The following is a 19992-nucleotide window of genomic DNA, read 5'->3' as shown; positions in this document are numbered from 1 at the left end:
AATTCAGAACCCAGCCACTTCGTAGAGTTTGTAGGCTATCTCGTGTGTTCTCTTCTTCAGTTCCTCGAAGTTTCCACGGAAGATTTTCCACAGGATCTTTGTCGTGTAGAGAAGAGAGAATCTGGAAAGCATGTTTCTGAGCTCTTCCGTGTTTTCGCTTGGAACTTTCACCATTATTCTGTCAAGCCACTCCTCATAAACACCGATGTGCAGTGAAGAACCTTCTGTTTCGTCTATGAGAGAATTTATAGAGTGAACCAAATCGTAGAGATGGAAGTACTTTGTGAGCTGAGAGATGAGTTTTTTGTCCACGTCCCAGTTGAGCTCTGCGGGTACCGGTTCATAATAAGAAAAAAAGACCACGCCGTTTGGAAAATCCGCCGATGAGATCTCGAGTTCCCTTTCCATGAAAGCCTTGTTGTCGTAGTAACTCATCATAAAAACCGGCACCTTTTTCATCAGGAGTTTCAAATCTTCGGGATGAACTTTCAAGCTTCCAATTTTCATGTTCAGGTTGAGTGAAACCTTCTGTGGTTTTACAAAGAAATCGAGTCCTTTGTGAACTATGTGTGTCATCTCCCGCCCTCCCTGTACCATTCGATGAGATCAGAGAGTATCTTCTTTGAGAAATTCATACCATCCTCGCTTAAAAAAATTTTACCATTTTTCACCTTCAGATAACAAGGGTACTTTTTCTGTAACTTTTCTAGCAGGGGAAGGAGAATTTTCACCCGGTTTAACTCTACTCCTTCCTTTATCCTCAAACCCATGAAGACTGTCTCCAGCGCTTCCTCTTCTTCTGTGTTTTCGTGCACGTATTCGTAAGGTAATTCTCCTTTGGTGATTTTTTCCTCGTACTCTTTAAGATCAGAGGCGTTCACGTATCGAAACCTTCCGATGTGCCCACCTGCGGAAACACCGAGTCCCAGATAGTTTTCATTTCTCCAGTAGAAGAGGTTGTGAAGAGATTTCTTCCCTGGTTTGGCAAAGTTCGAGATCTCGTATCTGAGAAATCCTCGTTCTTTCAGAAATTCAACGAAAAGGTCGTGCCTCCTTTCCACATCGTCTTCTTCGGGGAGTTCTACAAGACCTTTCTGAATGAGATCGAAAAGTCTTGTTCTTTCGTCTACCTCGAGGAGATATAGCGAAACGTGCTGAGGGGGAAATTCTTCAAGGAAACGGAAGTCTTTCTTCAGTGTGATGTCGGTCTCACCAGGAAGTCCAAGAATAAAATCGAAATTCACGTTTTCGAACTGTTCCAGAACTATCTTCGCTTTTTTCTTGAGGGTTTCTTCTTTGTAGAGCCTTCCAGCGTTCTTCAGCACAGTGTCATCGCAGGCCTGAACACCGAGACTGATTCTGTTGATTCCGATTTGTTTGTAGATTTTCAGTTTCTCTGTTTCAACAGACTCCGGGTTGACCTCGATGGTTATTTCATCTGGTGTGAAACCTCTGGAGACTCTCTCCAGTTTTTCCAAAACCATTTTCAAAAAAGAAGGAGGGACAACGGAAGGAGTCCCTCCACCGAAGTAGACGGTTTTTATCTCGCTTTCGCTGAGTACTTCTTCGTAGAGATCGATTTCTCTCAGGAGATGAGAGAAATACTCGTCAAATTTTTCAGAGACAACAGAGTAAAAATCGCAGTACACACACTTGCTCTTGCAAAAGGGAACATGGACGTAAACAGCGAGTTTCATGACTTTTTGCTTTCGATCAGCTCCTTCAGTTTTTCAAAATTCACTTCGTACTCGTAGAGAGGTGTCCTGTCACCTTTTCTTGCAAGTTCCTCGAAGGTCTCTTTGTTCTTGTTCACGTAGAATATTCCAAGCGGGAGTTTTTCAGTTTCAATGGCTCTTTTGAAGGCGAGTTCTCTGTCTGTGGGGTCGTGGTCTTTCAGATAGTACGTGTTTTCCCTGTACCATTCGTAGGTGTTCAACTTGTTGAAGGTGACACAGGGCTGAAGAATGTCCACCAAAGCGTATCCCTTGTGTTTCATCGCTTCCTTCAGTATGTCTTTTGTGAACTCTATGTCTCCTATGAAAGTTCTTGCAACGAAGGAAGCATCGAGCGCTATGGCAACAGCCAGAGGATTGAACGGTTCCAGAATCACACCGTCCACCTGCACTGGTGTTTTGAAACCTTTCAGACTCGTGGGAGAAGCCTGACCCTTCGTGAGACCGTAAACCTGGTTGTCGTGGACTATGTTCACGATATCCGGGTTTCTTCTGATCGTGTGTATGAAGTGGTTTCCACCTTCACCGTACATACATCCATCTCCACTCTCTGCGATCACGAGAAGGTTCGGATTCGTCGTCTTTATCGCCGTTGCCACGGGAAGTGCCCTTCCGTGAAGTCCGTTGAACATGTTAACTCCAACGTACTGGGGCATCTTCGCCGCCTGGCCTATACCCGATACTATGACCACCTGTCGTGGATCGACGTTCAGTTCCTCCAGCGCCTTCATGAGAGCGGTCCTTATTCCGAAGTTTCCGCACCCCGGACACCAGGCGATGTCCCTGCTTATGTATTCATCCAGCCTCATTCACAACACCTCCGCTATTTTCTCTTTCAGCTCTTCGACGGAGAACTGAAGACCGTTGTACTTTAGGATTCTGTCCTTTATATGGAAACCCGTCACCTGGCGGATCAGATTCGCGAACTGCCCTGTCGCGTTTCCTTCCACTGCCACAACTTTCTCGGCCTTTTCGAAGTATGTCGCGACGGACTCATCGATCGGCCAGACCTGAGAGAAATGAAGGAGCGCCACACCGTCAAGGCCTTCTATCGCTTCCTTTATCGGCTCCAGAGTGGAGCCCCATGCCACCAGGAGAACGCGGTAGTTTTCATCACCGATCAGTTTTGGTTTCACAATTTCTTTTTTCAGAGTTTCCCCTTTTCTGAGTCTCTTGTTGACCATCCTCACACGGGTATTGAAGTCTTCAGTTATGTGACCGAACTCGTCGTGCTCGTCGCTGTCGACCCTCACAAGACCCTCACCGTATCCGGGAATTCCTCTTGGAGAGATACCGTCTTCGGTGATGGCGTATCTGATGTAATCCCTGGTTGTTTTTATGAAGTGTTTTTCTACTTTCAATTCGTTCAGATCAAAACCGGGAAGATTGTAATACGAGTCAACGAGGTACTGATCCGTCAGGACGAAGACAGGCACCTGATATTTGTCGGCGACGTTGAAAGCTTTCTGCGTCAGATAAAAAGCCTCTTCCACGTTTCCGGGAGCATAAATGACCCTTGGAAAATCTCCGTGTCCGGCGTACAGAGCCAGGTTCAGATCTCCCTGCTCCGTTCTTGTGGGAAGGCCGGTAGCGGGTCCAGGTCTCTGTGCCAGATGGATCACAGCGGGCGATTCTATCATTCCTGCAAGACTGAGTGCCTCTTCCATGAGGGCAAAGCCTCCACCCGATGTGGTGACAAGACCTCTCGCACCGGCGTACCACGCTCCGATGATCATGTTCATGGCGGCGATTTCGTCTTCTGCCTGCTCCACCACTATTCCGAAGTCGTTCTTGTGCTGGGCAAGGAAAACAAGCACGGAGGTGGAAGGAGACATGGGATAGGAGGAGACAAAATTACAGCCTCCAGCGATCGCTCCAAGTCCCACAGCCTCCGCCCCATTCAGAAGAACTTCATTCTTTATCGATGGATCCTTTTCAACGTCGAATTCGATTTTCTGAGAGAGTTCTTGACCTTTCTTGTATCCTTCCAGCGCAGCGCGGATGTTGTCGTTCACGATGTCTTCACCTTTACTGCTGAACTGTCTGGTGATCTGGTCTTTCAGAGCGGATTCATCGGCGCCGAGCAGTCCAGAGAGAAAACCTATGGCAACTGAATTCGCGTATATGCTCTTTCCAATCTGTTTTGCTATGTTCAGGAATGGAATCACGATCTTTTCTCCGGGTGATTCTTTGATGAACTCTTCCTCTCCGATGACCAGTGTTTTTTCCGTGATACGATTCTTCAGCCTTTCTGTGGCCCCCTTTCCCAGGGGTATGAGCACGTCTATTCTGTCAACGAAGGAACGAACCCTTCTCGATGAAACCCGGATCTCCGTGGTGTTGTTTCCTCCTCTCACTCTCGACATGTACTCTTTGGTGGCAAACACATGGAATCCGGAGTCTTTTAAAACCCGTGTCAGAACGTTCTCGACCGTTTGTATTCCCTGTCCCGCTTCTCCGCTCAGGACGATGCTCACGTCTTTCATTCTGAACCACCTCTCTTTTCGAACTTGTTTTTGTAGAGAAGATCGTCCGCTCTCGCGAGCGCTCTTTCTATCGGCATGAAACCATCTATCTCCTCATAACCAAAGGAGAATTCGATTTTGAAGGGCAGGTCTACATCTTTAAGGTTTTCTTCAACCCTCTCCAAAACACTGGCAGCGTTATCTTTGGTGCTATCGACGAGTACCAGAAGGAACTCGTCACCACCGTATCTGAAAACAAGATCCGACTCTCGAACGGTTCTCTTCAGGGTTTTGACGAATTCGACGAGTGCTTTGTCCCCCATGAGGTGGCCGTAAGTGTCGTTTATCATTTTCAAACCGTCCACATCCATGATCACCAGAACGGATTTCTTCTGATTTCGCCTGAGCCACGCCATGTGGGAGAATATCCACTCGTTGAAGTAGTGCCTTGAATAAGCTTCGGTTAAAGGATCTTTCAGTGCGAGTTCACGGTACTTTTGATGAAGATGGTACTCTCTCAGATAGAGAGAAACTACTTCCGCGAACGTATTGAGAACACTGAAGAAAGAGGGTGCTATGTCTTCGTTTGACAGAAAGACCATATGGTAAGAGGGCATATCTTTATAGTCCAGATGTACGACAATGTAATGAACACCGTCTTTTACTAATTTTTCTATTTTTTCCTCTTCTTTTGATTCTTCAAAATCGAATTCCGGTATCTCTTCCAGATCCGTATGAAACACGGGAATGTTCCCTTCGAATACGATTCCGCCTGTGAAGACATTGCTCGCTTCAACGATCTTCTGCAGGGCTTCCTTGAGGAATTCTTCAACGGAGATGGATTTTCTGAAGAGAAGCAAGAGAGTGAATATAGTGCTCATGACCTTTTGAAGCTGCTGTTCGTTTGCCAGTGTTTTCCTCATGAGAAGATAAGTGCTCGCAAGGTTTCCCAGTGATTTCAAGACCTTTTTTGAAAGTTCTGAAAAACCAGAGTACGGACTGTCGAGAGCGATGTTTCCCACGAATTCGTCTCCAGAAAAAATACCCACAACAAGGCTCTTTTTTGTACCCCGAAGAGTCCTTTCAAAGAATTTCCACATGTCGTCTGGAAAAAGATCTCTGTCATAATCGAGAAAATTCACTTCTACTGGATCTCTTCCAGCTCTGAACAAGTATCTGGATGGAAATCTCTTTCCAAGCAAATCTACGATGTGTCCCCTCGAGGCAACAAAGATCCAGTCCCCCGATGGTGTGATCCTGGAGACGCTCCCTTTTACTGCTTCCGGAACAACTTCCATCGCGATATTCAGAATTTTCTGAAAGAACTCTTCTTCGGGTGAATTCGGATCGAGTTTTGAAAGTCCATCAACTATGGTATCGAAGCTCTTTTCCAGCCGTCTGTAATACTCGATCTTCTTTCTCACATGACAGAAAAGATAAAGCGCAAACACAAGAAATCCGAACGAGACAACGTAGAAAAAAACTTGCAAACTATTTCCCCCTCACAATTCTAATGATTCTCCCGGCTCAAGAATCACACATTCAACACCCTTTTCCTCGACCTTTTTCTTGAACAGCTCTACATCCGCAAAGATGAGTTCCCAGGTTCCGTAGTGCATGGGAACAACCTTCTTCGGTTTTATCATCACTGCCGCCCTCACGGCGTCCTCCACGTCCATGACGAAATTTCCACCGATCGGAAGAAACGCAACATCCACGTTCTCCTCAGCGAGAAGTTCCATCTCCCTGGTTAAACCGGTGTCTCCTGCGTGGTATATCTTCTTTCCCTCAATTGTGATGAGAAAACCACTGGGATTCCCTCCGTAGATCATACTGTCACCATCGAGAATTCCGGAGCCATGAACGGCAGGTGTCATCTTCACCCTTCCGAAGTCGAAGAGATAGCTTCCACCGATGTGCATGGCATGGGTCTTCACACCCTTTTTTCCGAGATAATGGCAGATTTCGTAGTTGGATATCACCGTGGCATCGTTTTTCTTCGCTATTTCCACGGCATCACCGAGATGATCACCGTGTCCGTGTGTCACGAGTATGTAATCGATCTTTGGAAGTCCCTCCAGCTTTACGGGACAGACGGGATTCCCTGAAATGAAAGGATCGATGATGATGTTTTTCTTTCCCTCTATCAGCACCACGGCGTGTCCTAAGAATGTGACTTTCATGTTACCACCTCCCATTTTAGATTATACTCTTTTCGGAAATTAACGTTGAAGAAGGAATGTGTTCGTTGAAAAATTTTTCTTTCTGTACTGGTGTTTCTTCCGGTGTGATGTTAGAATAGTTCTACGCAGATGCTTTTTCGGGAGGTGATTTCTAAGTGGAAAGCACCAGTCTTCCTCCGTAAAAAAGCGGTCCGAGGAGGTGTGAAAATGAAGATCAAGGTAGAGATCGATCTTCAGGAATTGATCGAAAAAGGAGACTTCAAGACGCTCAAAAGGGTTCTCGAACAGCAGGATCCCGCCGATGTGAAAGAGATGATCGAAAAGCTCCCGCCCGACCTGAAAGTGGTTGTTTTCAGGCTCCTTCCCAAAGATAAAGCTGCTGAAGTGTTCAGTGAACTCGAACCCGACGATCAGCTGGAACTCATAAAGCTTTTCAGAGAGGAACGCCTGAAAGAGATCTTCGAATCGATGGATCCGGACGACAGAGTGGAACTACTCGAAGAGATGCCCGCAAACGTGGTGAAAAAACTCCTTTCGTACCTTCCTCCACAGGAAAGGGAGGAACTTCTTTACATCCTGAATTATCCTGAAGATTCTGCGGCAAGACTCGCCACTACGGAATACGTAGAGCTTTTCGAGGATATGACCGTCAGAGAAGCGCTGGAAAAGGTGAGAAAAGAAGGAAAGAAAAAAGAGAATATCTACTCTCTCATGGTGATAGATAGAACGAGAAAGCTCAAGGGAACCGTTGAACTCAGAGACCTGATAGTTGCCGATCCCGATCAGAAGGTATCAGAAATCATGAACAAAGATCCTGTTTTTGTTCACGCCATCGATGACCAGGAACTCGCGGCAGAACTCATGAAGAAGTACGACCTGATCATACTACCGGTGGTTGACAGCGAAGAGAGATTGATAGGTGTGATCACTTTCGACGATCTCGTTGACGTCATCGAAGAAGAGGCAACGGAAGACATACAGAAGATGGCCTCAATGAGTGCTACGTACACGTCTTATTTTCACACTCCCGCGTGGAAACTCATCCTCAAAAGATCTCCATGGCTTGTGGTACTCCTTCTCCTCGAGAGCGTCAACGGGAACATCATATCAAGCTACGAGAAATTTCTCGCCTCAATACCGATCATAGCAGCTTTCATACCGACAATGATAGGTTCTGCGGGTAACACAGGAGCGCAGATATCTGCACTCATGATAAGAGGATTCACACTGAACGAGATAAGTTTGAAAGACTGGTGGAAGGTTCTGTTGAGGGAATCTCTGATAGGTTCCACCTTGGGTTTGATTCTTGCGGGTGTTCTCTACCTGAGGGCTTTTCTGATCTCTTCTGATCCCACACTGAATTTCGCCGTAGCAACGGCCTTGCTCGTGTTGATTCTTTACGCGAACATCATGGGAGCGCTGCTTCCGTTCATCGCCCGTATTTTCAAAATCGACCCGGCCTTCATGGCAGGGCCTCTTCTCACCACGATCGTCGACGTGACAGGCATCATGATATATTTCTACGTGGTGCACAGCTTCTTGAGTTGAAGAGGGGAGACCATGGTTAAGCTGATAATCAAGTTTGGCTTGATAATAATCTCCTTCGTTGTGCTGTTTTCAAATGCCCTTCTGGGGCTTCTTTTCTTTTTCCTGCTTTCCCTTCCTGTGGTGAGAAACGCCGTTCTGGGAAGACTTCCGATAAAGCTAAAAAAATCGGTAACGGGCAACGTCTACACCTACGAATACAAAAACAGCCTGAAAATGGACGTGTATTATCCATCTGTGAAGAGAGAGAGTTACCCGTTCGTGCTTTTTGCACACGGTGGGGGATGGATCTCCGGATACAGGAGACAACCCAACAACGTTTCCTGGTACAGATTCCTCAATGCAAACGGTTTCGCTGTAGCGACGTTTGATTACAGATACGGCTACTTTCATTACATCGAAGATATTCTGGAAGATCTGAAAAGTGCGATATCGTTTTTGAACGAAAACAGGGAGCATCTGTTGATTAAAAATCTGAATCTCATGGGACTTTCAGCGGGAGGACATCTCGTTTTGTACCACGCGATGAGATCTTCTAAGGAAGGGGAAAAAGATTTCGATGGTAACGTGGTAGCCTGGTACGCCCCCTGCGATCTTCTCGACCTGTGGAGCATGGAGACATCCTCTCTCTTTGCGAGGTTCTCCGTTGCCACAACATTGAAAGGGTTTCCTGTACGAAAAAAAGAAGATTATGTGTTCTACTCTCCTGTAGCCTGGGTGAACCCGAAGGCACCTTCCACCATGCTGGTTCACGGCATGAAAGACGACGTTGTACCCTACATCTCATCTGTTAAAATGTACAAAAAGCTCAGAGAAAACGGAGTGGAAGCAAAACTGAGACTTCATCCGGAAGGGAAACACGGCTTCGAATTCGTCCTGAAGGATTCCCTGACCGTGAAGTTCCTTTATGAAACGGTTTCCTTTTTGAAGAGGTGAAAAAGAGTGTTTGACGACGTGAGAATACCTTCCGAATACTCACTGGGGTACCTTCACAGGGGAAAGAAGATACGTGTTTCTATCTTAAAGTTCGATTCAACCTACTCCAGAGCAGAAAAAGGTACAGATCCCGTTGAGGTCTACATCTTCTCCCCAAAGAGGAAAAAGCAGGGCTCGGTGATGATACTTCAGGGCCTTGGCAGTCAGAACGTGCTCTATCTCATCTGGATGGCCCACTATCTTTCCAGAAAAGGAATAGAGGCGATTCTACCGGTCCTTCCAGGAAATTTCACGCGTGTTGCTGAAGGTTCTGTGAGTGGAAAGGATTACTTCTCCTCCGACCTGGACAGGATGAGCAGGTTCTGGGAACACGCTCTCACAGATCTCCTCAGTCTTTTGGAACTTTTGAAAGTTAAGAAGATGTGGCACGAGAGAAACTGCCTCTTTGGATACTGCCTTGGAGGCATGATCGCTGTTTTACTCAACGCACTGAGCAGTGATTTCAAAAAGACGATCATCATGATGGCGGGTGGTGACTTTGCCACTCTGTTCTGGAAGTCACCCACTCTGTCCTTTGTGAGACGTGAATTGAAAAGCGGAAAGGGAGAAGAACACGGAATGACGAACGAGGAGAATTTCTACGATGTCTACAGGAGCGATCTGGAGAGGCTGAAGGAATTTTCCTCGGTGCAGGAGATGTTGAGTTCAAACATACATCCCCTTTTGAAACTCGATCCGCTCGCTTACGCGAAGTTCGTGGATACCTCACGGATCGTGATGCTGGAAGCGATGTTCGATAAAGCGCTCCCAAAGAGCACAAGAGACATTCTATGGGAGCATCTTGGAAAGCCCAAAAGGATAAAGGTTCCATCAAGTCACGTGAGCTGGCTTCCCTTCCAGGTGCTCGCTGCCAGGTACATAATGAAGCTTCTCAAAGAACAAAGCGCTTAGAATTGAAAGATTCACCTTCTCACTTTCTTGCATCTTCCAGAATTCCAAAGGATCCGGTTCACCGCAGATGTCCGCTCCCAGGATCTTTCTCAAGGGGATGTGACGGAGCACGTTGAGAAGATCTTCCAGCGAAACTCTCCCGCTCTCCCATCCCGTTATCCCGATATCCAGAACATCTTTGTCAATACTCAGATACACCGGATGTCTTCCGAGGAGTTTCAGGATCTTCTGCGGATCCGTTTCAGAGTAAAACACTCTGTGGATCTTTTCCTGTTCCTGAGTGCCAACAACCACCACTTTCACCAGATGTTTCAGCTTCAGAGCTTTTCTGATCCAGCTGTCGCAGGTGAGGAACTCTTCCTCTCTGGCATCGAGGTGATTGTCGAAAACAACCAGTACGAAAGGTCTCTTTATTTTCTTGATGATGAAGTAGGTGAGGTGGTGGAACTCTCCATCGCCCAGAAACGTCACTCCCAGATGTGAAGGAAGGATGTTTTCAATTTCAGGAATCTTTTCGGGAAGGACCATGTACCTGATGCCTTCGATTTTTTTGGAAAACACAAACTCAGCGAGAGATTTTAGGATCCGCTGTTCTTCGTAAATTCCGTTGAAATCGAGGATGTGGATGTGAGGAGGTATCACAATAACACCTCCTCAGCTTTCCACCATCCTTTCCAAAAGAGACCTCAAGAGGCCTTTCAGGACTTTTTCCTCCCTCTCCGCCGTTTCAAGGAGAAGCCTGGGATCTATCTTCTTTTTTTCAAGTTCATCTTTGTATGCCTCTATCCAGCGTTTCATGGTTCTGGCTCCCACTTCTATATGGAACTGGAGCCCCACAGCCTTGCCATAGACGAATCCCTGGTTTTCATACTTTTCAGAAGTAAAGACCCTGGTTGCTCTGCGTGGAAGATCGAAAGTATCTCCATGCCACTGAAACACCCGCAGTCTGTCTGGAAATTCTCTGAAAAACTTATTGTCGGAGACCTTTTCAACAAAATACCAGCCTATTTCTTCTCCGTTTTTTCCTCTGTAGACACTCGCCCCAAGGACTTTAGCGAGCATCTGAGAACCCAGACATATTCCAAGGAACGGGATTTCTTTTTTCAGGATCTCTTCTATCAACTGAAATTCGTACTTCAAAAAAGGGTATTTCTCTTCCTCGTAGGCTCCCATATACCCTCCAAGAAGCACCACGAGAGAATACTCTTCGAGAGGCCTTTCGAGTTTTTCCCCTTTTGGAGTGTCCAGATAATCGAAACTCCAGTTCTTCTCCCTGAAGATATCTTCCATCATTCCAAGGTCCTCTATCTCGACGTGTCTAATAGCGAGCACTCTCACACTATATTCCTCCTTCAAGATGAACTCGAAAGACACCGTCTTTCAGTTTGAAGAAGAGATCAGGATTGAAATCCGATTCAACTATATTCCCTTCGATGGTCTTCAAAAGAAGTCCGTCTTTTTTATCGATGAAGTAAGAGACCCCAGTGGGTAGTCTGAACAGGACCTCCAGAACGCAATCTTCTGCCTCGAAATAAAGCGGAACGTTCATCTTTTGGAAATTGAATCTTATATTCAAAACGCTGTCTTTTGTTTCAATTCGCGTGAATCTGTTTTCTTCGAATTCACCCTTCACCGTGAAAGCACCGTTTTCGAAAGAAAGTTCGAAGGTATCCCTCGGTAGTTCGATCTCCACTATCTTTGGACCGAGTTTTCTCCAGAGAGAACCCTTCACGATCAGATCTGAACCGAGTTTTGATACTTCTATTCCGCTGGACGCGTACACTCTGAGTTCTTCACCTTCAATGAACCTGACGGTGAACCCTCCGCTCTTGAGCGAGATCCTCTTCACACCAGTGAAAACTTGATATTTCCCGGGTGTTGAAACAGATTCGTATGGCCACACAAGAAGTAATATAAGAAAAGCAGAAAACACACCCACACTCAAAAAGTACAACCATCTTTTCCTCACGCTGAGATAGATGAAATAAACACCGAAAGTTATCAGTATCAGAGGCCAGAAGAGGCCGAGATTGTGGAATATCCTTGTGAGGAATGAAAGAGAAAAGACATCCAGAAAAATCGTTGTAAGGAGCAGAGTTCCAATGAAAATGAGAAAGATACCGAATATTATCTTCATTTTTCATCTCTCCTCAAAAGAAGGAGCACACCAAAAATCACTAACAGAAGGGCAAGAACCACCTTCCATGCCACTCCAAAGAAGATTGGAAAGAAAGCGGACACGAGAAAGACGATTCCCAGGAAGATGAGAAGGCCACCGACCAATACTTTCAATCCTTCTGTGTTCTGAAGTGGTTTTTTTTCGCTCTCTGTTTCTCCCTCTTCTTCAGGCATGATCAACCAGGCGATGATGTATAGCAGAAGACCCGCTCCCCACGCGAGTGTGATGAGAACCCAGATCAGTCTTACAAGGGTCGGATCGACCCCGAAGTACTCTGCAAAGCCGCCGCAAACACCCGCTATGATCCTGTTCTTTCTTGATCGTCTGAGCTGTTTCATGAACATCCCCCCTTTTAAGGAATTTTAACACAAAGGAAATTAGTTATTCCTCATTTCGTGGTAAAAATCCAGAAAGGCAGGTGAGATCATGAAGTGCAGTCTGGGATTGGAGAAATGTCCGGATGATACCCTCCGGTGTTTTCCAAAGATCGAACAACCTTTCGGAATTGTGATCTTCGGTGCTTCTGGTGACCTCACAAAAAGAAAGCTCATTCCCGCTTTGAACAGGTTGTTCGAGGCAGGTATTCTGCCCGAACGCTTTTTCGTTCTCGGTGCGGCACGAACGAAAATGGACGATAAGAAATTCAGATCCAGATTCGATGCCAACCCTGATTTTTTGGAACATTGCAGTTACATCAGCGTGGATTATCAGGATCCTGAGAGCTTCAAACAGTTGAAAAACACCATCGAGACTCTCATAAAAAGGATCGATTCCAGCAATCTGGTCTTCTATCTCGCTGTTCCTCCGGATCTTTACATCCCTATTCTGGAAAACCTCTCGAAAACTGGATTGAACGAAAAACCTGCGCGCGTTGTGATCGAAAAACCGTTCGGGAAAGACCTGGAATCGGCCAGAAGACTGGAAGACACTCTTCAGAAATACTTCCAGGAAGATCAGATTTTCAGAATCGATCATTACCTTGGAAAAGAAACCGTTCAGAACATACTGGTGTTCAGGTTTGCCAACTTCATATTCGAGGAAATCTGGAACAACAAGTTCGTGGATCACGTTCAGATCACGATGGCCGAAGACATAGGTGTTGAACACAGGGCAGGATACTTCGAAAACGTGGGACTCCTCAGGGATATCTTCCAGAACCACATGCTTCAGATCCTCGCACTGATCGCCATGGAACCTCCTTCTTCTTTCAATGGAGAGAATTTCAGAAACGAGCGGGTGAAGCTTCTCAGATCGATCAGACCGTTCCCTGTGGAGGAACTGGAAAGCTGGATCGTCAGAGGCCAGTATGGAAGAGGGGTTGTGAACGGAAAAGAAGTGCCGGCTTACAGAGAGGAACCGGGTGTGGCCAAAGACTCCAACGTGGAAACCTTCGTTGCCATGAAACTCTTCATAGACAACTGGAGATGGAGCGGTGTACCCTTCTATCTGAGGTCCGGGAAGAGACTCCCCAAGAAAATAACCGAGGTTGCTGTTGTTTTCAAGAAGATTCCTCATTCGATCTTTGCCGGTGTACCTTCTGATGAACTGGAGCCGAACACGATAGTTTTCACCTTGCAGCCAAACGAGGGAATCTCTCTTGAGTTTCAGGTGAAAAGGCCCTGTCCCGGCATGTTTCCACAGCTTCTCAGTATGGACTTCAGATACGAGGATTACTTTGGAGTGAAACTGCCCGACGCTTACGAAAGACTCCTTCTGGACGTGATACTTGGAGATCCTACACTTTTCATGAGAAGAGACGACCTCGAAGTTTCCTGGGAACTTCTCGATCCCGTTCTCAAAGCCTGGGAAAACGATCCCGTTCGCTTTTCACCTTATGTGTATCCGGCGGGAACGTGGGGACCGAGAGAAGCCGATCTACTCATAGAAAGGGACGGTAGAAAATGGAGAAAACTGTGATATACCTGCTCGAAGATGGGTACGTTGATTTTGTAGTCGAGAAAATTCGCACAAAGATGGAAAAACTTCTCGAGGAAAAGGATAAGATCTTCGTCGTTCTCGCCGGCGGGAGAACCCCACTTCCCGTTTATGAGAAACTGGCAGAACAGAAGTTCCCATGGAATCGCATCCACTTCTTTTTGAGCGACGAGCGGTACGTGCCCCTCGACTCAGATCAAAGCAATTTCAGGAACATAAACGAGGTTCTTTTCAGCAGAGCAAAGATCCCTTCCGGTAATGTTCACTACGTTGACACTTCTCTTCCTATTGAAAAAGCCTGCGAGAAATATGAGAGGGAAATAAGATCAGCTACTGACCAGTTCGACCTCGCTATTCTTGGAATGGGTCCCGATGGCCATGTCGCGTCCATATTCGACTTGGAAACGGGAAATAAAGACAACCTTGTGACTTTCACAGATCCTTCCGGTGACCCTAAGGTTCCCAGAGTCACCCTGACGTTTCGTGCACTGAACACATCACTGTACGTGCTCTTTCTCATCAGGGGAAAAGAAAAGATAAACAGACTAACGGAGATCTTAAAAGATACACCACTTCCCGCTTACTTCGTGAGAGGCAAAGAGAAAACCGTCTGGTTTGTGGGAAAATAATTCGGAAATTGAAACTTATTCCTGTATGTGGTATTATTATGAAAAAAGAGAAGCGAGGTCGAAGGTTGTGGTCTCTGAGAGAATCTTCAGACCGGTCTTCAAACTATTCAGACGAAGAACAGGTGTTTTGGCTTTCGTCGGAATGATCATTCTTTTGTTTTACATCTTTTTGGCCATTTTCGCCCCAGTTCTTGCTCCCTACGATCCCACCGTACGGGTGGGAAGATCTTTGCAACCTCCTTCGGAAAAGCATTTATTCGGCACCGACAACCTTGGAAGGGATATCTTCAGCAGGGTGATCTATGGTTCGAGAATTGCCCTGATGGTGGCGTTTCTCGCTGTTGTTATAGCGTCTGCGATAGGTATTCCCCTCGGTTTGATCTCTGGTTACGTTGGAGGTATCTTCGATCGCGTTTTAACTCTTGTGATGGACGCCGTTTACTCTTTCCCGGGTTTGATTCTTGCCATAGCAGTTGCGGCAGTTTTGGGACCCGGAATGATGAACATAGCCGTTTCAATCGCCGTCGTTTATGCGCCCACATATTTCAGAGTGGTGAGAAACCAGGTCACGAGTGTGAAAAACGAACTCTACGTGGAAGCGGCAAGGGCGCTCGGTGCGAAAGATTGGGAAATCTTGGTCAAATACGTGCTTCCCAACGTTTTCCCATCGATAGTGGTGGTTCTCTCAATGAACCTCGCTGATGCGATCATGACGGAAGCGGGACTCAGTTTTCTTGGACTTGGAATAGCTCCTCCCACTCCGGACTGGGGATTCGACCTCAGCAACGGCCAGAGGTTCATCCTGAGTAGAGCCTGGTGGGGAGTGTTGTTCCCCGGCCTTGCAATCATCACTTCCGTTCTTGGTTTTTCCATGTTCAGTGAAGGATTGAGCGAAATTCTCAATCCGAATATCGGGGAGAGAAGCAAATGAAGGTGCTCGAACTGAAAAACGTGAGCGTGAGATACAAAACTGGAGAAAAAACTGTGAACGCCGTCGAAAACGTCTCCTTTCACCTGGAGAAAGGAGAAACCCTGGGTCTCGTCGGTGAATCCGGCTGTGGAAAGTCTACCCTCGGTTTTTCCATAATGCGGCTTCTTCCAAAAGGAACAAAGATTGATGGGAGTATAAAAATTGAAGGAATAGATATTTCATCTCTTTCGGACGAGGAAATGAGACAGATAAGAGGTTCAAAAGTTGCGATGATTTTCCAGGATCCGATGACGTCGCTCAATCCGATTCTCAGGATAGAGGATCATTTTGTAGAGATGATCCTCACCCACAGACCCGAACTGAGTAAGGAGGACGCCAGAGAACTTGCAGCGAAGGCCTTAGAAGATGTCGGGATAAACAGGAACAGACTGAAGGATTACCCGTTTCAGTTCAGCGGTGGAATGAGACAGAGGGTGATGATCGCCCTCTCCATAGTTCTCAATCCCGCTGTTTTGATCGCCGATGAACCCACTACATCTCTGGATGTGATAGTTCAGGCTCAGATAATGGAACTGCTTGAGAAGTTGACGAAAGAGCACAGAACCGCCATGATTCTGATCACCCACGATATGGGACTGGTCGCGGAAGCCGCAGACAGAATAGGGGTGATGTACGCAGGGCACCTCGTGGAACTCGCATCGAAAGAGAGGATATTCACCAATCCTCTTCATCCATACACCGTTGGTCTTCTGAGGTCTATTCCGAACACGGACGTGAACGATAAAGAACTGAGATACATTCCAGGCTCTCCTCCTGATCTTTCGAATCCCCCTGAAGGTTGCAGGTTCGCTCCAAGATGTGAGAAGGCAATGAAAATTTGCTGGGAGAAAGAACCACCGGAGTTCGAAATAGATGGAACGCGCGTGAAATGTTGGCTTTACGGAGGAGATCAAAATGGCACTGATTGAAGTGCAGAACCTTAAAAAGTATTTCCCTGTGAAACAGGGACCGATAGATGTGCTTTTGAGAAAACCCAGGAAGTTTGTGAAAGCGGTGGATGGTGTGAATTTTCAGATTGATGAAGGAAAGAGTCTGGGGCTGGTGGGGGAGTCGGGATCCGGAAAAACCACAACGGGAAGAGTCATTCTGAGACTTGAAGAACCCACCGATGGCAAAATCATTTTTGATGGTAGAGATATCACAAAACTCTCAAAAGAAGAAATGAGGAAGCTGAGAAAAGAAATGCAGATCATCTTTCAAGATCCAATGGCCTCTCTGAATCCATATATGAGGGTGGGAAAAGCCATAGAACACGCCCTTGAAATTCACGGAATCGGAGACAGATCGTCGAGAAAAGAGATGGTGCTTGAGATGTTGAGGAGAGTGAATCTGGAGCCCGCGGAGGATATCTACAGAAGGTATCCGAGGGAGCTTTCCGGTGGCCAGAGGCAAAGAGTTGTCATTGCCCGTGCTTTGATTTTGAAACCCCGTCTGGTGGTGGCAGATGAAGCGGTGGCTATGCTCGATGTTTCCGTGAGATCGCAGTTGTTGAGGCTCCTTCAGGAACTCAGAAAGGAATTCAACCTCACCATGCTCTTCATCACACACGACCTCGCTACGACCAAATACGTCTGCGACGAAATCGCGGTGATGTACCTCGGAAAGATTGTGGAGATCGGTGATTTTGAGGACATATACCTCAATCCAAAGCATCCTTACACACAGGCTCTTATATCCGCCGTACCGGAACCTTCTCTCAAGAAGAAAAAGAAGTTCATCCCTGAGGGAGAAACACCAAACCCGATAGACGTGCCATCTGGTTGTAGATTCCACCCGCGCTGCCCTTACAGAATGGATATCTGTATGAAAGAAGAACCTCAACTCAAGGCTGTGGAGGAAAATCATAAGGTGGCATGTCATCTTTACAACTGAAGGGAGGTAGTGGGTATGAAAAAGTTAGTCTGGTTGTTTCTGATCTTAACAGTAACGCTCTCCTTCGCGGCAAAAGACATCATCGTGGTGGGTACAACGGACAAAATCAGAACTCTCGATCCTGCCAACTGTTACGATTACTTTTCTTCAAACATCCTTCAAAACGTCATGGTTGGACTGGTTGATTACGAAATAGGAACCAGCGTTCTCAAGCCCGTTCTGGCAGAGAGATGGGAAGTCGATGAAACAGGAACGGTTTACACGTTCTATCTGAGAAAGGATGCAAAGTTCGAGGATGGAACACCCATCGATGCACACGTCTTCAAGTACTCTTTCGACAGGGTGATGAAACTGAATGGAGATCCGGCATTCTTACTCTCTGATGTCGTCGAAAAAACAGAAGTGGTGGACGACTACACCTTCCGTGTAACTCTGAAGTATCCATTCTCTGCGTTCGTTTCCGTCCTCGGTTACACCGTTGCGTATCCGGTGAATCCGAAGGTTTATCCAGCTGATTCCTTCTACGAAGGTATCCCGTCAGCTTCTGGTCCATACAGGGTCAAGGAATGGATCAGAGATGTGAGAATCGTTCTCGAAGCGAATCCGAACTACTTCGGTGAAAAACCAAAGACAAAGACCATCGTGATCAATTTCTATGAGAACGCTTCCACACTCAGATTGGCACTCGAGACGGGAGAAATCGATGTCGCTTACAGACATCTCGACCCCAGAGATGTTATCGATCTCGAGGGAAGAGAAGACATCGTCGTTTACAAAGGTAACAGTCCACAGATCAGATATCTGGTGATCAACGTCACACAACCCCCGTTCGACAACGTGAAGGTGAGACAGGCACTCGCCTATTCGGTGAACAGAGATGTCATAGTTGAAGATGTGTTCGTGGGACTTGCAAAACCACTGTACTCGATGATCCCGGAAGGCATGTGGGGACACAAGGATGTTTTCCCTGAAAGAGACCTAGAAAAGGCAAGAGCGCTCCTCAAGGAAGCTGGCTACGATGAGAACAATCCCCTCGTGATAGACCTGTGGTACACACCTTCACACTACGGAACGACAGAAGCGGATGTCGCTCAGGTGCTGAAAGAGTCGTTCGAAGAAACCGGTGTCATAAAAGTGAACCTGAAGTATGCGGAGTGGTCCACCTACGTGGAGTACTTCCTGAACGGAACGATGGGTCTCTTCCTCCTTGGATGGTACCCCGATTACCTTGATCCGGATGACTACGTCTGGCCGTTCCTCAGTGAGAGTGGTGCGAAATCCCTCGGTAGCTTCTACTCGAATCCTGAGGTAGAAAACCTGATGATAGAAGCGAGAAAACTCACCGATCTGGAAAAGAGAACAGAGATCTACTACAAAGTCCAGGAGATTCTTGCAAGGGATGTTCCTTACATACCGCTCTGGCAGGGAGTTGCAACCTGTGCAGCGAAAAAACAGGTGAAAGGAATTCTGCTTGAACCCACACAGATATTCAGATACTACATACTCTACTGGGAAGAGTGAACTCCCGCCGCCCCTTCCCGGGGCGGCTTTCGGAGGTGCCGTGATGTCTCTTAAAAACTACGTGATAACAAGAATTCTCCTCGCTGCCCCCATGATATTCATCCTTCTGGCACTCATATTCCTGGTGCTCAGGATCATACCCGGGGATCCGGTGCTCGCTATTCTCGGAGGGAAAGCACCGAAGGAGGTCATCGAACAAAAGAGACACGAACTCGGTCTCGATAAACCTATCATCGTCCAGTTTTTCGATTACATCGGAGATCTTCTCAAAGGTGACCTGGGAAAATCTACACTGACGGGAAGACCCGTTTGGGAAGAAATAAAGGAGAGATTTCCCGCGACTTTGGAGCTGACACTCTTCGCTTTCATCGTAGCCGTTCTCATAGGCATCTTCTGGGGAAGCTTCGCTGCGTACAAAAGGGACAGTGGAGTTGATATAGGTGCCAGGATGTTTTCAATGGTGATGTACGCGGTTCCGGTTTTCTGGTTCGGTTTGATGATGCAGTACATCTTCGGAGTTATCTTGAGATGGCTTCCCGTTGGCGGACGATTGTCACCCACTATGAATTTGAAAGTGATAACGGGTATCTATTCGATAGATGCGCTTTTCACAGGAAACTGGGAAGCGCTGAAAGACGTTTTCGAACATCTCTTACTTCCGGGACTCACGCTCGGCCTTGTGATCTCCAGCGTCTTTGTCCGTATGGTGAGAAACAACACCGTTTTAACACTGGCCCAGGATTTCGTGAAGGCGGCTCGTGCTCGCGGTTTGAAGGAGAGGGTGGTTCTGTTCAGGTACGCCCTGAAAAACGCTCTGGTACCCATCTTCACGATGATGGGATTGCAGTTCGCACTCCTTCTGGGAGGTGCGGTCCTCACAGAAACCACTTTCTCATGGCCCGGTCTTGGAAGTTATCTTGTGATGAAGATCAGGTACAGGGACTTTCCTGCCATACAGGGCACGGTCGTTTTCTTCGCTTTGATCGTGGTGGTGATAAGCATTCTCGTCGACGTGATCAACGCTCTGATAGATCCCAGGGTGAGATATTGAA

At 46.8% G+C, this 19992-nt stretch carries 20 protein-coding genes; 10 read left to right on the top strand and 10 right to left on the bottom strand.

Translation table 11 applies throughout. The features are described 5' to 3' along the window. Positions 1 to 3 precede the first annotated feature (3 nt). The 6 genes from TM_RS05935 to TM_RS05910 are packed head-to-tail and all read right to left on the bottom strand — an operon-like array spanning position 4 to position 6381. Positions 4 to 576 (bottom strand): hypothetical protein, encoded by a 573-nt coding sequence (locus tag TM_RS05935; protein ID WP_004080202.1) that lies wholly within the window; start codon positions 574 to 576, stop codon positions 4 to 6. Further along, positions 573 to 1697, bottom strand: coding sequence for a radical SAM family heme chaperone HemW (gene hemW, locus TM_RS05930; RefSeq protein ID WP_004080203.1), 1125 nt, complete (start codon positions 1695 to 1697; stop codon positions 573 to 575). Before hemW ends, TM_RS05935 begins: the two co-directional genes overlap by 4 nt. After that, on the bottom strand, positions 1694 to 2542 hold the full coding sequence (locus TM_RS05925; RefSeq protein ID WP_004080204.1) for a thiamine pyrophosphate-dependent enzyme: 849 nt from the start codon (positions 2540 to 2542) through the stop codon (positions 1694 to 1696). Before TM_RS05925 ends, hemW begins: the two co-directional genes overlap by 4 nt. Beyond that, complete coding sequence (locus TM_RS05920; RefSeq protein ID WP_004080205.1) at positions 2543 to 4219, bottom strand: 2-oxoacid:acceptor oxidoreductase subunit alpha; 1677 nt, start codon at positions 4217 to 4219, stop codon at positions 2543 to 2545. It abuts the gene before it with no gap. Beyond that, on the bottom strand, positions 4216 to 5688 hold the full coding sequence (locus TM_RS05915) for a sensor domain-containing diguanylate cyclase (RefSeq protein ID WP_004080207.1): 1473 nt from the start codon (positions 5686 to 5688) through the stop codon (positions 4216 to 4218). The genes TM_RS05920 and TM_RS05915 overlap by 4 nt, the downstream gene beginning before the upstream one ends. Positions 5689 to 5700: 12 nt before the next feature. After that, on the bottom strand, positions 5701 to 6381 hold the full coding sequence (locus TM_RS05910) for a metal-dependent hydrolase (RefSeq protein WP_004080208.1): 681 nt from the start codon (positions 6379 to 6381) through the stop codon (positions 5701 to 5703). 207 nt (positions 6382 to 6588) lie between these two features. Between TM_RS05910 and mgtE the strand changes: the two genes are divergently transcribed. From mgtE to TM_RS05895, 3 genes are read left to right on the top strand one after another with little or no spacing between them, the layout of a single operon-like run. Beyond that, complete coding sequence (gene mgtE, locus TM_RS05905) at positions 6589 to 7929, top strand: magnesium transporter (protein ID WP_004080209.1); 1341 nt, start codon at positions 6589 to 6591, stop codon at positions 7927 to 7929. Positions 7930 to 7941: 12 nt separating this feature from the next. Continuing rightward, positions 7942 to 8862 (top strand): prolyl oligopeptidase family serine peptidase, encoded by a 921-nt coding sequence (locus TM_RS05900; RefSeq protein WP_004080211.1) that lies wholly within the window; start codon positions 7942 to 7944, stop codon positions 8860 to 8862. Between the two features lie 6 nt (positions 8863 to 8868). Further along, positions 8869 to 9813 (top strand): alpha/beta hydrolase, encoded by a 945-nt coding sequence (locus TM_RS05895; RefSeq protein ID WP_004080216.1) that lies wholly within the window; start codon positions 8869 to 8871, stop codon positions 9811 to 9813. Here the strand turns inward: TM_RS05895 and TM_RS05890 are convergent. The 4 genes from TM_RS05890 to TM_RS05875 are packed head-to-tail and all read right to left on the bottom strand — an operon-like array spanning position 9733 to position 12330. Continuing rightward, entirely contained in the window at positions 9733 to 10455 is a 723-nt protein-coding gene (locus TM_RS05890; RefSeq protein WP_004080218.1) for an arginase family protein, read from the bottom strand. The two genes, TM_RS05895 and TM_RS05890, sit on opposite strands and share 81 nt — an antisense overlap. Before the next feature lie 12 nt (positions 10456 to 10467). Further along, positions 10468 to 11151 carry a GMP synthase gene (locus tag TM_RS05885; protein ID WP_004080220.1) on the bottom strand — a complete coding sequence of 228 codons (684 nt, stop codon included), beginning with the start codon at positions 11149 to 11151 and terminating at the stop codon, positions 10468 to 10470. 1 nt (position 11152) lies between these two features. Next, positions 11153 to 11950: a hypothetical protein gene (locus tag TM_RS05880; protein ID WP_004080223.1), complete on the bottom strand. Its 798-nt coding sequence runs from the start codon at positions 11948 to 11950 to the stop codon at positions 11153 to 11155. After that, positions 11947 to 12330 (bottom strand): PspC domain-containing protein, encoded by a 384-nt coding sequence (locus TM_RS05875; RefSeq protein ID WP_004080225.1) that lies wholly within the window; start codon positions 12328 to 12330, stop codon positions 11947 to 11949. The genes TM_RS05880 and TM_RS05875 overlap by 4 nt, the downstream gene beginning before the upstream one ends. A gap of 88 nt (positions 12331 to 12418) precedes the next feature. On the opposite strand from TM_RS05875, the gene zwf reads away from it, so the two are divergent. From zwf to TM_RS05840, 7 genes are read left to right on the top strand one after another with little or no spacing between them, the layout of a single operon-like run. Beyond that, on the top strand, positions 12419 to 13909 hold the full coding sequence (gene zwf, locus TM_RS05870) for a glucose-6-phosphate dehydrogenase (protein WP_004080226.1): 1491 nt from the start codon (positions 12419 to 12421) through the stop codon (positions 13907 to 13909). Further along, complete coding sequence (gene pgl, locus TM_RS05865; RefSeq protein WP_008195599.1) at positions 13894 to 14556, top strand: 6-phosphogluconolactonase; 663 nt, start codon at positions 13894 to 13896, stop codon at positions 14554 to 14556. Before zwf ends, pgl begins: the two co-directional genes overlap by 16 nt. A gap of 25 nt (positions 14557 to 14581) precedes the next feature. Then, on the top strand, positions 14582 to 15487 hold the full coding sequence (locus TM_RS05860; protein WP_010865273.1) for an ABC transporter permease: 906 nt from the start codon (positions 14582 to 14584) through the stop codon (positions 15485 to 15487). Then, a complete protein-coding gene (locus TM_RS05855; protein ID WP_004080229.1) occupies positions 15484 to 16455 on the top strand; it encodes an ABC transporter ATP-binding protein in 972 nt (323 codons plus the stop codon). The genes TM_RS05860 and TM_RS05855 overlap by 4 nt, the downstream gene beginning before the upstream one ends. Further along, positions 16442 to 17419: an ABC transporter ATP-binding protein gene (locus TM_RS05850; protein WP_004080230.1), complete on the top strand. Its 978-nt coding sequence runs from the start codon at positions 16442 to 16444 to the stop codon at positions 17417 to 17419. The genes TM_RS05855 and TM_RS05850 overlap by 14 nt, the downstream gene beginning before the upstream one ends. A 15-nt stretch (positions 17420 to 17434) precedes the next feature. Next, the gene (locus TM_RS05845) at positions 17435 to 18940 is read left to right on the top strand and encodes an ABC transporter substrate-binding protein (RefSeq protein ID WP_004080231.1); all 1506 of its coding nucleotides are present in this window, start codon (positions 17435 to 17437) and stop codon (positions 18938 to 18940) included. A gap of 43 nt (positions 18941 to 18983) precedes the next feature. Then, the gene (locus tag TM_RS05840; RefSeq protein ID WP_004080232.1) at positions 18984 to 19991 is read left to right on the top strand and encodes an ABC transporter permease; all 1008 of its coding nucleotides are present in this window, start codon (positions 18984 to 18986) and stop codon (positions 19989 to 19991) included. The last annotated feature ends 1 nt before the right edge of the window (position 19992 follow it).

Origin of the sequence: Thermotoga maritima MSB8 (genome assembly GCF_000008545.1) — a bacterium.
Lineage (GTDB): Bacteria > Thermotogota > Thermotogae > Thermotogales > Thermotogaceae > Thermotoga > Thermotoga maritima.
This window is presented reverse-complemented; position numbering and strand designations above follow the sequence as displayed.

Excerpts from the sequence above, each read along its gene's own strand:
- TM_RS05935 (WP_004080202.1), bottom strand. The coding sequence starts at position 576 with ATGACACACATAGTTCACAAAGGACTCGATTTCTTTGTAAAACCACAG.
- hemW (WP_004080203.1), bottom strand. The coding sequence starts at position 1,697 with ATGAAACTCGCTGTTTACGTCCATGTTCCCTTTTGCAAGAGCAAGTGT.
- TM_RS05925 (WP_004080204.1), bottom strand. The coding sequence starts at position 2,542 with ATGAGGCTGGATGAATACATAAGCAGGGACATCGCCTGGTGTCCGGGG.
- TM_RS05920 (WP_004080205.1), bottom strand. The coding sequence starts at position 4,219 with ATGAAAGACGTGAGCATCGTCCTGAGCGGAGAAGCGGGACAGGGAATA.
- TM_RS05910 (WP_004080208.1), bottom strand. The coding sequence starts at position 6,381 with ATGAAAGTCACATTCTTAGGACACGCCGTGGTGCTGATAGAGGGAAAG.
- mgtE (WP_004080209.1), top strand. The coding sequence starts at position 6,589 with ATGAAGATCAAGGTAGAGATCGATCTTCAGGAATTGATCGAAAAAGGA.
- TM_RS05900 (WP_004080211.1), top strand. The coding sequence starts at position 7,942 with ATGGTTAAGCTGATAATCAAGTTTGGCTTGATAATAATCTCCTTCGTT.
- TM_RS05880 (WP_004080223.1), bottom strand. The coding sequence starts at position 11,950 with ATGAAGATAATATTCGGTATCTTTCTCATTTTCATTGGAACTCTGCTC.
- TM_RS05875 (WP_004080225.1), bottom strand. The coding sequence starts at position 12,330 with ATGAAACAGCTCAGACGATCAAGAAAGAACAGGATCATAGCGGGTGTT.
- zwf (WP_004080226.1), top strand. The coding sequence starts at position 12,419 with ATGAAGTGCAGTCTGGGATTGGAGAAATGTCCGGATGATACCCTCCGG.
- pgl (WP_008195599.1), top strand. The coding sequence starts at position 13,894 with ATGGAGAAAACTGTGATATACCTGCTCGAAGATGGGTACGTTGATTTT.
- TM_RS05860 (WP_010865273.1), top strand. The coding sequence starts at position 14,582 with ATGTGGTATTATTATGAAAAAAGAGAAGCGAGGTCGAAGGTTGTGGTC.
- TM_RS05855 (WP_004080229.1), top strand. The coding sequence starts at position 15,484 with ATGAAGGTGCTCGAACTGAAAAACGTGAGCGTGAGATACAAAACTGGA.
- TM_RS05850 (WP_004080230.1), top strand. The coding sequence starts at position 16,442 with ATGGCACTGATTGAAGTGCAGAACCTTAAAAAGTATTTCCCTGTGAAA.
- TM_RS05845 (WP_004080231.1), top strand. The coding sequence starts at position 17,435 with ATGAAAAAGTTAGTCTGGTTGTTTCTGATCTTAACAGTAACGCTCTCC.
- TM_RS05840 (WP_004080232.1), top strand. The coding sequence starts at position 18,984 with ATGTCTCTTAAAAACTACGTGATAACAAGAATTCTCCTCGCTGCCCCC.